Genomic DNA, 16005 nt, shown 5'->3' on the forward strand with positions numbered 1-16005 from the left:
CCGATGAGCAGAGTGATTCGTGCCGCCCTCTTCCAGACCGCGTGGACGGGCGACAAGGAGTCGATGATCCAGGTACACGAGCAGGCGGCCCGGGACGCGGCCGCGCAGGGTGCTCAGGTCCTGTGCTTCCAGGAGCTGTTCTACGGGCCGTACTTCTGCCAGGTCCAGGACAAGGCGTTCTACGAGTACGCCGAACAGATTCCGGACGGCCCCATCGTCAAGCGATTCCAGGCGCTGGCCAAGGAACTGGGCATCGTCCTCATCCTGCCGATGTACGAGGAGGAGCAGCCCGGCGTCCTCTACAACACCGCCGCCGTGCTCGACGCGGACGGCTCGTACCTCGGCAAGTACCGCAAGCACCACATCCCCCAAGTACCGGGGTTCTGGGAGAAGTTCTACTTCCGACCCGGCAACCTCGGCTGGCCGGTCTTCGACACCAAGGTCGGGCGGATCGGTGTGTACATCTGCTACGACCGCCACTTCCCGGAGGGCTGGCGGGCGTTGGGCCTGGCCGGTGCCGAGATCGTCTTCAACCCGTCGGCCACCTCGCGCGGTCTGTCCGCCTACCTGTGGCAGCTGGAGCAGCCCGCCGCGGCCGTCGCCAACGAGTACTTCATCGGCGCCATCAACCGGGTGGGCGTCGAGGAGCTGGGCGACAACGACTTCTACGGGACGACGTACTTCGTCGACCCGGAGGCCCAGTTCGTCGGCGAGGTGGCGAGCGACAAGGAGACCGAACTGGTCGTCCGGGACCTGGACATGGCCAAGCTGCGGGAGGTCCGCGACCGCTGGCAGTTCTACCGCGACCGCCGTCCGGACGCCTACCCCCCGCTGACCGCACCCTGACCGAACCGTCCACTCTGGCAGGAGAGGGAACATGAGCAGCCGTACCGTCATCCGCGGTGGCCTCGTCATCACCGCGTCCGACGAGATCCACGCCGACGTGCTGATCGAGGACGGCCGCATCGCCGCCCTCGCCGCCTCGGGCACCTCGGCAGCCGAGTCATTCACGGCCGACCGGACCATCGACGCCACCGGGAAGTACGTCATCCCCGGTGGCGTCGACGCCCACACCCACATGGAGCTGCCGTTCGGCGGCACCTTCGCCTCCGACACCTTCGAGACCGGCACCCGGGCCGCCGCCTGGGGCGGTACGACGACGATCGTCGACTTCGCGGTGCAGAGTGTCGGCCACTCGCTGCGCGAGGGCCTGGACGCCTGGCACGCCAAGGCCGAGGGCAACTGCGCCATCGACTACGGCTTCCACATGATCGTCTCCGATGTGAACCAGGAGACGCTCAAGGAGATGGACCTGCTGGTGGAGGAAGGGGTCACCTCCTTCAAGCAGTTCATGGCCTACCCCGGCGTCTTCTACTCCGACGACGGCCAGATCCTGCGCGCCATGCAGCGCTCCGCCGAGAACGGCGGCCTGATCATGATGCACGCCGAGAACGGCATCGCGATCGACGTGCTGGTCGAGCAGGCGCTGGCGCGCGGCGAGACCGACCCCCGCTACCACGGCGAGGTGCGCAAGGCCCTCCTCGAGGCCGAGGCCACCCATCGCGCCATCAAGCTCGCGCAGGTCGCCGGCGCGCCCCTCTACGTCGTGCACGTCTCGGCCATGGAGGCGGTGGCCGAGCTGGCACGCGCGCGTGACGAGGGGCTCAACGTCTTCGGCGAGACCTGCCCGCAGTATCTGTTCCTGTCGACGGACAACCTCGCGGAGCCGGACTTCGAGGGCTCGAAGTACGTGTGCTCGACTCCGCTGAGGCCGAAGGAACACCAGGCCAAGCTCTGGCAGGGGCTGCGCACCAACGACCTCCAGGTCGTCTCCACCGACCACTGCCCCTTCTGCTTCGTGGGCCAGAAGGAGCTCGGCCGCGGCGACTTCTCGAAGATCCCCAACGGTCTCCCCGGCGTCGAGAACCGCATGGACCTGCTCCACCAGGGTGTCGTCGACGGACACATCACGCGCCGCCGCTGGATCGAGATCGCCTGCGCCACCCCGGCCCGGATGTTCGGCATGTACCCGAAGAAGGGGACCATCGCCCCGGGCGCCGACGCCGACGTCGTCATCTACGACCCGCACGCCGAGCAGATCGTCTCCGCCGAGACCCACCACATGAACGTCGACTACTCGGCGTACGAAGGAAAGCGCCTCACGGGCCGCGTCGAGACGGTCCTCTCACGCGGCGAACTCGTCATCACCGAACGGGAGTACACCGGGCACGCCGGACACGGCACGTACACCCCTCGGTCCACCTGTCAGTACCTCAACTAGGAGTGGCGCAGATGGACTTCGGACTCGTCCTGCAGACCGACCCGCCGGCCTCGAAGGTCATCAGCCTGATGAAGCGGGCCGAACGCAACGGCTTCACCTACGGGTGGACCTTCGACTCCGCCGTGCTCTGGCAGGAGCCGTTCGTGATCTACAGTCAGATCCTTTCGAACACCTCGAAGTTGAAGGTCGGCCCGATGGTCACCAACCCGGGCACCCGCACCTGGGAGGTCACCGCCTCCACCTTCGCCACCCTCAACGACATGTTCGGCAACCGCACGGTCTGCGGCATCGGCCGCGGCGACTCCGCGATGCGCGTCGCGGGCCGCAAGCCCAACACGCTGGCCCGCATCAGCGGGGCCATGAAGGTCATCCGGGCGCTCGGCCGCGGTGACGAGGCCGACCTCGGCGGTACGGTGATCAGGTTCCCGTGGGTCAAGCCGGGAGCCGAACTCCCCGTATGGATGGCCGCGTACGGCCCCAAGGCGCTGAAGATGACCGGTGAGGAGGCCGACGGGTTCATCCTCCAGCTGGCCGACCTGTACCTGACCGAGTACATGGTGAAGGCGGTCAAGGACGCGGCCGTAGCCGCGGGCAGGGATCCCTCAGAGGTCAAGATCTGCGTGGCCGCCCCGGCCTACGTCACCGAGAACGACTCCCCGGAGGCACTCGCCCACGCGCGCGAGCAGTGCCGCTGGTTCGGCGGGATGGTCGGCAACCACGTGGCCGACCTGGTGTCGAAGTACGGCGAGCACTCCGCCGCCGTCCCCGACGAGCTGACGGACTACATCAAGGCGCGTGAGGGGTACGACTACTCGCACCACGGGCGGGCCGACAACCCGGACACCGCGTTCGTGCCCGACGAGATCGTCGACCGGTTCTGCCTGATCGGACCGGTCGAGAAGCACATCGAGAAGCTGAACGCGCTGCGCGAGCTGGGCGTCGACCAGTTCGCCGTCTACGACATGCACGACGCCCAGGAAGCCACCATCGACGCGTACGGCTCGAAGGTCATCCCCGCCCTCAACGCCTGACTCCCGACCCCCGCTCACCGACCCCCCACACCTTGTTCTCCCCTCTCCTCCCCGTCGTCCCGGGGCGGAGAGGGGCCCAAGGCCCCCGCACGGCCTCTCCCGTCCCGCTCTGATCGATTGGCCTGCCCATGACCGAAACAGTCCCCACGGGGTCCCCGATATCGCAGTCCGCCGGTGGCCGCGTGGAGCTCGCCCCCGAGGCCTTCCCCGCCGAGAGCCCCTTCGCCAACGAGGACCTGCGTCCCGTACCGGTCTCCGAGCGCAAGTGGACGACGTACAACTTCGCGGCCCTGTGGATCTCCATGGCGCACTGCATCCCCAGCTGGACCCTGGCCTCCGGCCTGGTCGCGCTCGGCATGGACTGGAAGCAGGCCGTCTTCACCATCGCCCTGGCCAACATCATCGTGCTGCTGCCGATGCTGGCCACCGGGCACGCCGGACCCAAGTACGGCATCCCCTTCCCGGTCCTGGCCCGCGCCTCCTTCGGGCTGCGCGGCGCCAACATCCCGGCGCTGATCCGGGCGGCCGTGGCCTGCGGCTGGTTCGGCATCCAGACCTGGATCGGCGGCAGCGGCATCTTCGCGCTGGGCTCCAAGCTCACCGGCGGCCACTGGGAGAACGCGGGCGAGATCGCGGGCAACCCCTGGCCCCTGTGGCTCTGCTTCCTGCTGTTCTGGGCGCTCCAGATCGCGATCATCTACCGCGGCATGGACTTCCTGCGCCACTTCGAGAACTGGGCCGCGCCCTTCGTGATCGCCGGCGCCCTCGTGCTGCTCATCTGGATCGCGGTCAAGGCGGACGGCTTCGGTGCGCTGCTCGACCAGCCGTCGAAGCTCGGCTGGGGCGCCGACTTCTGGCCGGTCTTCTTCCCGTCCCTGATGGGAATGATCGGCTTCTGGGCGACTTTGTCCCTGAACATTCCTGACTTCACTCGCTTCGGCGCCAGTCAGAAGGCGCAGACCTGGGGCCAGGCCCTGGGCCTGCCCACCACGATGACCCTGTTCGCGGTCCTCGCGGTGCTGGTCACCTCCGGCTCCGAGGCCATCTACGGCGAGGCCATCTGGGACCCGGTCGCGCTTGCGGCCAAGACGGACAACGCCTTCGGTCTGCTCTTCGCGCTCGTCATCGTGCTGGTCGCCACCGTCTCCGTGAACATCGCGGCGAACGTGGTCTCACCGGCGTACGACCTGTCCAACCTGGCCCCGAAGTTCATCAACTTCCGCACCGGCGCGCTGATCACGGGCGTCGTCGGCATCCTGATCTTCCCGTGGAAGCTGATCTCCACGCCGGAGTTCTACATCTTCACCTGGCTCGGTGTGGTCGGCGGTCTGCTGGGCACGGTCGCGGGCATCCTCATCGCCGACTACTGGATCGTCCGGCGTACGGTCCTGCACCTCGTGGACCTCTACACGCCAGGCGGCCGCTACTGGTACACCAACGGCTGGAACTGGCGGGCGATCGTCGCCTTCGTGGTGGGCGGTCTGCTCGCGGTCGGCGGCTCGTACTCGGCGGTGGGCGCGGACGGCAAGAAGACCGGGCCGTTCCCGACCGACGGTCTGATCCCGTTCCTCAAGCCACTGGCCGACTACGGCTGGGCGGTGGGCCTGAGCGCGTCCCTGCTGCTGTACATCGCGCTGATGCTGCCGAAGGGCAGGGAGCAGGAGGGCATCGCGGCCTGACGTTCGCGTCACGCGCGTGTGGAGGGCGGTCGGGCCCGGTCCGGGCCTGCCGGCTCAGGCCTTCTGGCCGCCCTCCAGTGCCGCCACCGCCTCCTTGGCGGCCTTGATGGCGCCCTTGTTTATTTCGTCCGTGCTGGGCGCCTTCTTCGACTCGAAGTCGCTGCCGTTGTACGTCACCGTCACCAGCGCGTTGGACGCCTGGATGATGACCACGCCCTCACGGGTCTGCTGCTTGTCCTCGGTGGTGAGGTTCACCACCGAGTAGCCGGCGTCGCCGACACCGGGCACGCTCCCGCCGCCGCTCTTCTCGGCGGTGTTCTCCTTGTACGACTTGGCGGCCGCCGCGTCGGACTCCGTGATCTCGAAGGAGACGTCGAGCCAGCGGTAGTCGTACCCCTTGAGCGCGTTCCAGGAGCAGGTGCGACGCAGGGCCGTGTCCGTGGAGGGGATCTCCTTGCCGGCAGTCTTGGCACCGGGCACGAGCGACTTGAGGGTGGCCGTGTCGATGCTGCCGCAGGGTGCTGGGGCGGCGGCGTACTGCTTCGAGGCCGCTGCCGTGGACGCGCCCGAGGGGGTCTCGCCGGCGGACTGCGGTGCCGACTCCTTCTCGGCGGCCGGCGTCGTGGCCGGGCTTGACGTCAGCGCCCAGCCCGCCGCGGCGAGCACGACGACGGGCGAGATGCGCGCGGTGAGGGCAAGCGGCAGGGAAAGAGTTCGCACGGCGCACTTTTCGTGGGGGACGGACGGCGCGGACGGGTCCGCACTGCGGACGGGACGCCAGTTTCACACGTCTCCCTGTGGGGTGGAAGTGTGAACTCGCTCCGTACCGGTGCCGTCACAGTGACCTGCCGCCGATGCGCCATGTGTCCGTTTATGTCCGGGTGATGGGCCGATAGAGGGCCGATTCGACGCGGTCCACGGCCAGGAAGGCCCCGTAGGCCACGAGGTGCACCAGAAGCTGGTCGGTGTGCTCCGGCCGCCGCCAGGCCGCCACGTCCTCGTCCGTGATCCGGTACGGCGCGAGCGCGGCCAGCAGCACCAGACGCGCGCCGGGACGCTCCCGCCGGTCCGGGAAGCCGCTCAGGTCGAGCGGTGGATGCGACCCGTCCCAGTCCAGCAGGGTCTCCTCCACGAGGTCCTGGTCCTCGGTGTCGAGGAGACCGGCGCCCGCCATGGCCGCCCGGAGCAGCGCCGCGTACGCGAGCCCGACGGGCCTACCGTCCGCCCACGCGGGGGCCTCACCGGGATCGGGCAGGTCGAGCAGCGCGAGGGAGGCGCAGGGCCGGGCGGGTCGGCGCACGGTCCGGGCGAGCGTGCGGCCCGCGAGGCTGCGGACGGCCCGGAAACGCTGGGCGTTGCCCGGCAGCAGGTTCTCGGTGAGCAGGGCGGACACGATCCGGTTGATGAAGTGGAAGGCGAACGCCGTGCCGAGGTAGCCCGGCGCGTGCTCGCGCGGGAACGGGTACGGTTCGGCGCCGACGCCGCCCGGCACGCGCGTGTGCCTGCCCCAGTCCAGCACGCGCGCGTGCTCCTCGTTCGCCGGCCGCTCTCCTCGGGCGACGCGTTCGGCGAGTGCGTGGTCGCCGGTGGCGTGCAGCAGCATGGTGTGCGCGTCCACGCAGAACGGGCACCGGTTGGCCAGCGAGACGCCGAGCGCCGCCAGCTCCTTGCCGGTGCGGCTGCCGGGGCCCGCGATCAGCGACTCGCGCATCAGCGCCCACGTGGGGGCGAGGAGCTCCGGCGCGGAGGAGAGGACCACGAAGGTGACGGGTTCGTCGATGCCGAAGTCGCGGGACAGCTGCTCGTAGACCTCGGCGACATGGCCGGTGGCGGCCTTGGGCGGCAGGGGCCGGGTGTAGCGGAAGGGTGTGGACATGGACAGCAGCGTGCGCCCCGACCGCGGCCCTGGTCGTCGTACGGCCGAAGGGAGTTGGCGCTGCGTCCGGGAGCGCGGGCCGGGTCGGGGACTACTACGGGGGGAGTAGCGGGGGAGTTGTCCACAGGGCTGACGCCGGTGCGGGTGCGGCGGTCTAGCGTGTGGGCATGAGCGGGCACTCGGTCGACTCGGCCACCTCCAGGCGACTCGCCGATCTGGCCCTCGTGGTCGTGGTCGGCGCACTCGTCGTGGTCGCGGCGGCGTTGGACGCGGACACGACCGCCCTCGACTACGCGCTGCTCGTGGTGAGTTCGGCCGCTCTCGCGTTCTACCGGGCGGTGCCGCTGGTGGTGCTGGCGGTGGCCACGGTGAGCGGGGCGGCCTACGTCCTGCACGCCCACCCGGGATCCCTCGGCGCGCTGTCCGTCTTCGCCGCCGTGCACCTGGCGTCCCAGCTGGGGCACCGGGGCCGGGCGGCCGCGGCGAGCGGGGTCTTCCTCGGGGCGTACGCGATCACCGCCCCGACGGTCCAGGAGGCGGTCGAGAAGACCGGGCTGCTCGCGGGCTGGTTCGTGTGCGCGGTGGTGACGGGCCTCGCCGGTCGCAACTGGCAGGCGTATCTGCGCCAGACCGAACAGCGCGCGCTGGAAGCCGAGCGCACCCGCGAGGAGGCCGCTCTGCGTCGCGCAGGGGAGGAACGGCTGCGGATAGCCAGGGAGTTGCACGACTCCCTCACCCACAGCATCTCCATCGTCAAGCTCCAGGCGGGCGTGGCCGTCCATCTGGCCCGCAAGCGGGGCGAGGAGGTGCCGCCCGCCCTGCTCGCCATCCAGGAGGCGGGCGGTGAGGCCATGCGCGAGCTGCGCGCCACCCTGGAGGTCCTGCGCACCGACGAGCCGACCGGCACCCCGGCGCTGCTCGTGGAGCGGGCGCGGGCGACGGGCCTCGCCGCCGAACTGAGGGTGACGGGCGAGGAGTGCGCCCTGCCCGCTCCGCTCGACCGGGCCGTGTACCGGATCGTCCAGGAGTCCCTGACGAACGCGGCCCGGCACGCGGGACCGGCCAAGGTGCGGGTGGAACTGGCCTACGGCAAGGACGACTTGACGATCCGAGTGGACGACGACGGCGCCGCGGACCCGGACCGACCACCGCAGCCCGGCCACGGCCTCACGGGCATGCGCGAACGGGTCACGGCCCTGGGCGGCACCCTGCACACCGGCCCGCGCGCGGAGGGCGGGTTCACGGTGCGGGCGGAGCTGCCTTTGAGGGCGGGGGAGGCGGTGTGACGGGGGCGCGGGGCGTTCGGTGCGAGCACGGCCCTGGGCGGCACCCTGCACACCGGCCCGCGCGCGGAGGGCGGGTTCACGGTGCGGGCGGAGCTGCCTTTGAGGGCGGGGGAGGCGGTGTGATGGGGGCGCGGGGGGTTCGGTGCGAGCGTGGGGGACTGCTTCCCGGTGGGGCCTGTACCTGCCTCGCAGGAGGCGGCGTGAGTGAGGCGAGGGGCGGCCTCGGTGTGTGCGGGGAGATGTCCGGGTGATCAGGGTGGCGCTCGTCGACGATCAGGCGTTGATGCGGGCCGGTTTCCGGGCCCTGCTCGACGCGGAGGACGGGATCGAGGTGGTCGGGGAGGCGGCGGACGGGGAGCGTGGCGTGGAGCTGGTGCGCGCGCAGGTGCCCGACATCGCGCTGATCGACGTACAGATGCCGGTGATGACGGGCATCGAAGCGACCCGGCGGATCGCCGCCGATCCACAGCTGGCGGGGGTCCGCGTGGTGATCCTCACCAACTACGGTCTCGACGAGTACGTCTTCGAGGCACTGCGGGCGGGCGCGAGCGGCTTTCTGCTGAAGGACACCGAACCGGCCGACCTGCTCCAGGCCATCGAGGTGGTGGCCCGGGGCGAGGCCCTGCTGTCCCCCGCCGTCACCCGCACCCTGATCGGCGAGTTCGTCTCCCGCCCACCCGACCGGTCCACCGCCCCCGGCCTGGAGTGCCTCACCCGCCGCGAACGCGAGGTGACCGCCCTGGCCGCCCGCGGCCTGACCAACGAGGAGATCGCCGAGCACATGGTGATCAGCCCCCTCACGGCCAAGACGCACATCAGCCGGGCGATGACGAAGCTGGGCGCCCGGGACCGCGCCCAACTGGTCGTGTTCGCCTATGAGTCGGGGCTGGTGACGGCACGCGGCTCCTGATATTCCGTTGCCCGCCACGGCCCGCGATCAGCACTCTGAGGTGATGACCGAGACACCGCCGCGGATGCGCGAAGAGATCCTCGCCTACTACGCCCGGGGCACGGAGGACGCCCGCCTCAGACCGGGCGGCGCCCCGTCCGGACGGCTGGAGTTCTGGCGCACACAGGACGTACTGCGACGGCTGCTGCCGCCCGCGCCCGCGCGCGTGCTGGACGTCGGCGGCGGCAGCGGGGTGCACGCGGAGTGGCTCGCGCGGGACGGATACGCGGTCGAACTTGTCGACCCCGTACCGCTCCACGTCGAACAGGCCTCGCGGCTGCCCGGGGTGGCCGCCCGACTCGGGGACGCGCGTGAACTGGCCGCGTCCGACTCCTCGTACGACGTGGTGCTCCTGCTCGGCCCGTTGTACCACCTGCCCGAACAGTCCGATCGCGTACGGGCGTTGGCGGAGGCGGGCCGGGTGGTCCGGCCGGGCGGGCCGGTCATCGCGGCCACCATCAACCGGTACGCGCAACTGCACGACCTGCTGCGCGAGGAGCGCTACTTCACCCCGGAGCACCGCGAACGCACCGACGCCGTCCTCACGGACGGTCGGCATCCCTACCATGACGAGGGCTTCTTCACCGTCGCCCACTTCGCCCAACCGGACGAGGTGACTGCGGAGTTCAGCGACGCGCGACTGGCCGTCGAGGGGCAGTACGGCGTCGAGGGCGTGGCCTGGCTGATGGGCGGTGTCGAGGACTGGCTGGACGACCCGGCCCGGTGCGAGACCGTGCTGGCAGCGTGCCGGCACATCGAGTCGGAGCCGACGCTGCTGGGGGCGAGCGGGCATCTGCTCACGGTGGGCAGACGGCCGTCGGCGTGACAGCGCGGCCGTCCGCCCCAGCGGAGAGACGACGTCGATTCGGGCGCGGGGCGTATCGATAGCCTGTCGGGGGAGTGCGTGGAGGAGTGCTCCGGCTCGGGCTTCCCGCCTGCTCCCCAGGGCTGACCCCGAGCGCCGATCGGTCCGGCCGACGCGCGGAAACTGCGAGGTGTAAGGCGTGTTCACCACCCGTCCCACTCTTCAAGGCACCTTCGGCATGGTGTCCTCCGCCCACTGGCTCGCCTCGCAGTCGGCGATGGCGGTGCTGGAGGACGGCGGCAACGCGTACGACGCGGCGGTGGCCGGAGCCTTCGTGCTGCACGTCGTCGAGCCGCACCTCAACGGACCCGCCGGCGAAGTGCCGATCCTGCTCGCACCCGCCGGCGGGGAGGTGCGGGTGCTGTGCGGACAGGGCGTCGCGCCCACCGGAGCGACCGTGGCCCACTACAAGGGGCTGGGCCTGGATCTCGTCCCCGGCACCGGCCCCCTCGCCGCCGCCGTCCCGGGCGCCTTCGACGCCTGGATGCTGCTCCTGCGCGACCACGGCACCAAGTCCCTCGCCGACGTCCTCAAGTACGCCATCGGCTACGCCGAGGACGGGCACCCACCCGTGGAGAACGTCGGCGCGACCGTCGAGAGTGTGCGGGAGCTGTTCGAGACGGAGTGGACCTCGTCGGCGGAGGTGTACCTGCCGGGCGGCAAGGCCCCGCGGCCCGGTGAGCTGTTCCGCAACCCGGCCCTGGCCGCCACCTGGAAGCGGCTCATCGACGAGGTGGCGGGGACCGGCGACCGGGCCGCGCAGATCGACGCGGCGCGAGAGGTCTGGCGTACCGGATTCATCGCCGAGGCGCTCGTACGGCAGGCGCGGCGCCCCACCATGGACACCAGCGGCTCGCGGCACACCGGCACCCTCACGGCCGCTGATCTGGCCGTGTGGTCCGCGACCTACGAGGCGCCGGCGACGTACGACTGGAACGGCTGGACCCTGTGCAAGGCCGGCCCCTGGAGCCAGGGCCCCGTCCTCCTCCAGCAACTCGCGCTGCTGCCGCCCGAGTTGCCGCGGTATGGGTCCGTCGAGTACGTCCATCTGCTGATCGAGGGTTGCAAACTGGCGATGGCCGACCGGGAGGCCTGGTACGGCGACGCGGCCGAAGTGCCGCTCGCTGAGCTGCTGTCGGCGCGGTACAACGCCCAGCGGCGTGAGCTCATCGGCGACAAGGCGTCCCACGAGCTCCGGCCGGGCTGTCCCGGTGGGCATGATCCCCGGCTGAGCGAGCACGCGCGCGTGGTCGTCACCGACGAACCCGGCTTCAGCCCGATGGGCGTGGGGGAGCCGACGGTCGCGAAGAACCCCACGTCGCCCGTGCCGGGCGAGCCCGAGGTCGGCCCCGACGGCACGACCCGGGGCGACACCTGCCATCTCGACGTCGTCGACCGCTGGGGCAACATGGTGGCCGCCACGCCCAGCGGCGGATGGCTCCAGTCCAACCCGGTCGTACCCGAACTGGGCTTCCCCCTGGGCACCCGGCTCCAGATGACCTGGCTGGAGGAGGGCCTGCCCAACTCCCTCACTCCCGGCCGCCGCCCCCGCACCACCCTCACGCCCTCGATCGCCCTGCGCGACGGGGTGCCGGTTCTGGCCTTCGGTACGCCCGGCGGAGACCAGCAGGACCAGTGGCAGCTCCACTTCTTCCTGGCCCTCGCCCTGCGCTCCCCGGTCCGCGGCGGCCTCGACCTCCAAGGCGCGATCGACGCCCCGAACTGGCACAACGACAGCTTCCCGGGGTCGTTCTATCCGCGGGGGATGCGGCCGGGAAGCGTCACCGTGGAGGCGCGGACGGATCCCGGCGTGGTCGAGGGGCTACGGCGGCGGGGGCACGACGTGACGGTGGGGGAGCCGTGGTCGGAGGGACGGTTGTGCGCGGTGGCGCGGGACCCGGAGACGGGGGTGCTGTCCGCGGGGGCCAATCCGCGGGGGATGCAGGGGTATGCGGTGGGGCGGTGACGGAGCGGGGAGTGCCGGTGTGGACGAGGTCTGCGTCTCGGATCCCGATTGCGCAATTTGCCGCCATATGTGCGTCGTTGCTTCCGGATCCCGGTGTTCATGGCGATTCCATTCACCCTCCATCGGGCGGGTGGGGATTGTCAGTCCCGCGTGCTCTCATGGAGTCATGATCGAAGACACGGAAACCATCGACGAGTTTCTCGACCGACACGCGGACGACGTGGAAGACGCGGTGCGCAAGGCCGCCGCGGCCGAGGTCATGCCGCGTTTCCGGCGGCTCGCCGCGCACGAGGTCGACCAGAAGGCCGGCCCGCACGACCTGGTGACGGACGCCGACCGGCTGGCCGAGCGGTATCTCACCGAGACGCTCGGCGCCCTGCTGCCCGGCTCGGTCGTGGTCGGCGAGGAGGCGGTCCACGCCAACCCGGCGTCGTACGAAGCGCTTCAGGGCGACACCCCGGTCTGGATCGTCGACCCGGTCGACGGCACCCGGCAGTTCGTGCACGGCGACCCCGGCTTCTGCATGCTGGTCGCCCTGGCCAGGAGCGGCGTTCTGCTCGCTTCCTGGACCTACGCCCCGGCCCGGGACCAACTGGCCACGGCGATACGCGGCCGGGGCGCGTTCCTCGACGGCGAGCGGCTGTACGCGGGCGTCCCCGATCCGGGCCGCGACCTGCGAGTGGCCACCTCCCACCCGGACTACACGACGGACGAGCAGAAGCGCGGCCTGCTGGGACTGTGGACGGACGGCGTCGCACCGCGGGCGTGCGGCTCGGCCGGCCTGGAGTATCTCGGCGTCGCGCGCGGGGAGTCGGACGCCGTCGCCTTCTCCTGGGAGGCGGCCTGGGACCACGCGGCGGGCCTGCTGCTGGTCGAGGAGGCGGGCGGCACCCATCTGACCCTCACCGGCGAACCGTTCCGCATCAGGGGCGGCAACACCCTCCCCTTCACCGCGGCCCGCGACGCGGCGACGGCCCGCAGGGTGCGGGCACTGCTGGCTGCCGAGGCCTGACGCGACCGCAGGGACGGCCCGTGCCCACGCCGGGGGGCCAGGGTCGGAGCGAGCCCGTGTCGGAGCCGGACCGGGTGCCGGAGCCGCCCCGGAACCCGTACCGGAGCCGACCTACCCCCGAACCCCGAGACTGTCGGTCCCCCGGCATATCCTGATCCTCTGGCCATCGGCTGACGAAGGGGTCCGAAGGTGCCGTCGATGCTCGATGCGGTCGTGGTGGGTGCGGGGCCGAACGGACTGACGGCTGCCGTGGAGCTGGCCCGCCGCGGCTTCTCCGTGGCCGTCTTCGAGGCGCGCGGCACCGTGGGCGGGGGAGCCCGCACCGAGGAGCTGACCCTCCCCGGCTTCCTGCACGACCCGTGCTCCGCGGCCCACCCCCTCGGCATCAATTCCCCCGCGTTCCGCGCCCTGCCCCTGGAGCGCTACGGCCTGGAATGGCTGCATCCCGAGCTGCCCATGGCGCACCCCTTCACCGACGGCACCGCCGCCGTGCTGTCGAGGTCGGTCGCCGAGACGGCCGCCTCGTTCGGACCGCGCGACGCGGGGACCTACCGACGCCTCGTCGAGCCGTTCCTGCCGAAGTGGGACACCCTTGCCCGCGACTTCATGTCCCTGCCCGCGACCGCGCTGCCCCGAGACCCGGTCACCCTCGCCCGCTTCGGTCTCGTCGGCCTGCCCCCGTCGACGTGGCTGATGCGCCGGTTCCGCGACGAGCGCGCGAAGACCCTGTTCGCCGGACTCGTCGCGCATGTCATGGCCCCGCTCGGCGGGTTCGCCACCGGCGCCATCGGCCTGGTCTTCGCCCTCGCCGCGCACGCCCGCGGCTGGCCCGTGGCCCGCGGCGGCTCCCAGTCCATCTCCGACGCGCTCGCCGCCTACCTCACCGACCTCGGCGGCACCGTCCACACCGACTACGAGGTCAAGCGGCTCGACGACCTGCCGCCCGCGCGCGCGTACGTCTTCGACACCTCGCCCACCGCGCTGGCCCGCATCGCCGGCTTCGGCAACTACTACGAGGGCTACCGCTACGGCCCGGGCGTCTTCAAGGTCGACTACGCCCTCGACGGCCCCGTGCCGTGGACCGCGAAGGAGGCGCGCGGCGCGGGCACCGTGCAGATCGGCGCCGACAGCGCGGAGATCGGCACCGCCCTGCGCGCCGCGTCCCGGGAGGGCCGCGCACCCGACAGGCCGTTCATGATCACGGTGCAGCCCAGCGTCGTCGACCCCGGCCGGGCCCCCGCCGGAAAGCATGTGTTCTGGGCCTACGGCCACGTGCCCAGCGGCTGGACCGGCGACCTCACCGACGCCATGGAGCGCCAACTGGAGCGTTTCGCGCCGGGATTCCGCGACCGCGTCCTCGCCCGCGCCACCGCAGGCCCGCCCGAACTGGCCGCCCGCAACGCCAACTACGTCGGCGGCGACATCGGCTCCGGCGCGGTCAGCGGCCTCCAGGCCATCCTGCGCCCCAAGCTCTCCCTGTTCCCGTACGGCACCCCGCACCCGGCCGTCTTCATCTGCTCGTCGGCGACCCCGCCGGGACCGGGCGTGCACGGCATGTCGGGCCACAACGCCGCGAAGGCCGTATGGCGGAGGCTGCGGCAGCAGACCTGACGGCCCACAGACGGTGCTGAGTCCGCAGCCGGAGCGAGTCAGCGAGGCGTACGCGGCGACGGAGGTCAAGTCCCTGCTGCTGGGCCTCGCCGGACTCGGCACACTGGGGGTGACGACAGCCTCCGGCTGATCAGCCGGCCGGCCCCCGGCACGGGCCGCCCCCGGCGGGACGCTCTGGAATAGTCGTGGTCATGACCACCATCAGGCTCGTCCAGGGCGACATCACCCGAGAGAGCGCCGACGCGATCGTCAACGCCGCGAACTCCTCCCTGCTCGGCGGGGGAGGAGTCGACGGCGCCATCCACCGCCGCGGCGGCCCCGCGATCCTGGCGGACTGCCGCAAGCTGCGCGCCGGTCATTACGGCAAGGGGCTCCCGACCGGACAAGCGGTCGCCACCACCGCGGGCGACCTGGACGCGCGCTGGGTGATCCACACCGTCGGCCCCCGCCACAGCCACGAGGAGGACCGTTCGGAGCTGCTGGTCTCCTGCTACCGCGAGTCCCTGCGCGTCGCCGACGAACTGGGCGCCCGGACCGTCGCCTTCCCGGCCGTCTCCGCCGGCATCTACGGCTGGCCGATCGACGACGCCGCCCGGATCGCCGTGGAGACCGTACGGGAGACGGAGACCGCGGTGGAGGAGGTCCGGTTCGTACTGTTCGACGAGAAGGCGTACCAGGCGTTCGCACGGCAGGTCGGCTGACCTCGCCGGGCTCCTACTGACGGCCGAATGCCCACGGGCGCCGAACGCGGGGGTGCACGTGGGGAAAGTGGCTGGTCAGAGACGCCTCGACGCGAGGCTCGTCCCAGTACGGGCTCCGTGACCGGTTGCGGGGAGCGGGTGCGGTTCTCACGGTGGGCCCAAAGAAACACTTCGAAAGGACCCCTGCATGCGCCCCCTCGTCTCCCGCGGCCTCCTCCTGCCGACGCTGGTCTGCACCGCGCTGATCCTCGGCCCGGTCGGCACCGCGGCCGCCGTCGTCGACGCAGGCCGCGGCGCGTCGGACCACGGTGTGGCTCAGGCGGCCACCTGGTACGGCACCGACGACACGGACACCCTGACGGACCGCCTCGACGCACTCGACCGCTCCGCGCACGGCAGCGTCCTGCAGCCCCTCCTGGACGCCGTCACCGACATCACCGCCCTGGACGGTACCCAGCTCGACGCGAGCAAGGCGGCCGCCCACGCGAAGGCCGTGAAAGCGGCGAACGCCGATGTCCAGGAACAACTGCGGAAGCTGCGCGCCACCGACCGGTCCGTGGCGGCGGCCGACCCGGTCTCCGACCTCCTGGCCGCGCTCCAGTCAGCGGTCGACGACCTGCTCACGTCACTGACCTCGCTGGACCTGGGCGGTGTGGTGGGCTCGGTCACCGGCCTGCTGGGGTCCGTGGTCGGAGCCGTCACCGGGCTCCTCGGCGGCGGACTGCCCTCCCTGCCGGCCACCAGCTGA

At 71.4% G+C, this 16005-nt stretch carries 14 protein-coding genes; 12 read left to right on the forward strand and 2 right to left on the reverse strand.

Annotated elements, in window-relative coordinates; all coding sequences use genetic code 11:
* Positions 1-3: 3 nt before the first annotated feature.
* The 4 genes from BFN33_RS13740 (at position 4) to BFN33_RS13755 (ending at position 4991) form a co-directional block, all read left to right on the forward strand.
* The gene (locus BFN33_RS13740) at positions 4-846 is read left to right on the forward strand and encodes a nitrilase-related carbon-nitrogen hydrolase (protein ID WP_069760302.1); all 843 of its coding nucleotides are present in this window, start codon (positions 4-6) and stop codon (positions 844-846) included.
* Positions 847-877: 31 nt separating this feature from the next.
* Positions 878-2281, forward strand: a complete 1404-nt coding sequence (gene hydA, locus BFN33_RS13745) for a dihydropyrimidinase (RefSeq protein ID WP_069760303.1) — start codon at positions 878-880, stop codon at positions 2279-2281.
* 11 nt (positions 2282-2292) lie between these two features.
* Positions 2293-3312 carry a TIGR03842 family LLM class F420-dependent oxidoreductase gene (locus BFN33_RS13750; protein WP_069760304.1) on the forward strand — a complete coding sequence of 340 codons (1020 nt, stop codon included), beginning with the start codon at positions 2293-2295 and terminating at the stop codon, positions 3310-3312.
* Positions 3313-3440: 128 nt separating this feature from the next.
* On the forward strand, positions 3441-4991 hold the full coding sequence (locus BFN33_RS13755) for an NCS1 family nucleobase:cation symporter-1 (RefSeq protein ID WP_069760305.1): 1551 nt from the start codon (positions 3441-3443) through the stop codon (positions 4989-4991).
* 54 nt (positions 4992-5045) lie between these two features.
* Here the strand turns inward: BFN33_RS13755 and BFN33_RS13760 are convergent, their stop codons facing one another.
* Together BFN33_RS13760 and BFN33_RS13765 are read right to left on the reverse strand one after the other, a co-directional pair.
* Positions 5046-5711, reverse strand: coding sequence for a hypothetical protein (locus tag BFN33_RS13760; RefSeq protein WP_069760306.1), 666 nt, complete (start codon positions 5709-5711; stop codon positions 5046-5048).
* Between the two features lie 151 nt (positions 5712-5862).
* Entirely contained in the window at positions 5863-6867 is a 1005-nt protein-coding gene (locus tag BFN33_RS13765) for a carboxymuconolactone decarboxylase family protein (protein WP_069760307.1), read from the reverse strand.
* A gap of 167 nt (positions 6868-7034) precedes the next feature.
* Between BFN33_RS13765 and BFN33_RS13770 the strand changes: the two genes are divergently transcribed.
* From BFN33_RS13770 to BFN33_RS13805, 8 genes are all read left to right on the forward strand, one after another.
* Positions 7035-8153 (forward strand): sensor histidine kinase, encoded by a 1119-nt coding sequence (locus tag BFN33_RS13770; RefSeq protein ID WP_069760308.1) that lies wholly within the window; start codon positions 7035-7037, stop codon positions 8151-8153.
* A 247-nt stretch (positions 8154-8400) separates the two neighbouring features.
* Positions 8401-9063 carry a response regulator transcription factor gene (locus tag BFN33_RS13775; protein WP_069760309.1) on the forward strand — a complete coding sequence of 221 codons (663 nt, stop codon included), beginning with the start codon at positions 8401-8403 and terminating at the stop codon, positions 9061-9063.
* 43 nt (positions 9064-9106) lie between these two features.
* On the forward strand, positions 9107-9928 hold the full coding sequence (locus BFN33_RS13780) for a bifunctional 2-polyprenyl-6-hydroxyphenol methylase/3-demethylubiquinol 3-O-methyltransferase UbiG (RefSeq protein ID WP_069760310.1): 822 nt from the start codon (positions 9107-9109) through the stop codon (positions 9926-9928).
* A 178-nt stretch (positions 9929-10106) separates the two neighbouring features.
* Positions 10107-11933, forward strand: coding sequence for a gamma-glutamyltransferase family protein (locus tag BFN33_RS13785; RefSeq protein WP_069760311.1), 1827 nt, complete (start codon positions 10107-10109; stop codon positions 11931-11933).
* 166 nt (positions 11934-12099) lie between these two features.
* Entirely contained in the window at positions 12100-12945 is an 846-nt protein-coding gene (locus BFN33_RS13790; protein WP_069760312.1) for an inositol monophosphatase family protein, read from the forward strand.
* Positions 12946-13143: 198 nt separating this feature from the next.
* Positions 13144-14556 carry an NAD(P)/FAD-dependent oxidoreductase gene (locus tag BFN33_RS13795; protein WP_069760313.1) on the forward strand — a complete coding sequence of 471 codons (1413 nt, stop codon included), beginning with the start codon at positions 13144-13146 and terminating at the stop codon, positions 14554-14556.
* A 191-nt stretch (positions 14557-14747) separates the two neighbouring features.
* Positions 14748-15257, forward strand: a complete 510-nt coding sequence (locus BFN33_RS13800) for an O-acetyl-ADP-ribose deacetylase (protein WP_069760724.1) — start codon at positions 14748-14750, stop codon at positions 15255-15257.
* A gap of 187 nt (positions 15258-15444) precedes the next feature.
* Positions 15445-16005 (forward strand): hypothetical protein, encoded by a 561-nt coding sequence (locus tag BFN33_RS13805; RefSeq protein WP_069760314.1) that lies wholly within the window; start codon positions 15445-15447, stop codon positions 16003-16005.

This window comes from Streptomyces sp. LUP47B (genome assembly GCF_001746295.1).
Classification (GTDB): Bacteria; Actinomycetota; Actinomycetes; order Streptomycetales; family Streptomycetaceae; genus Streptomyces.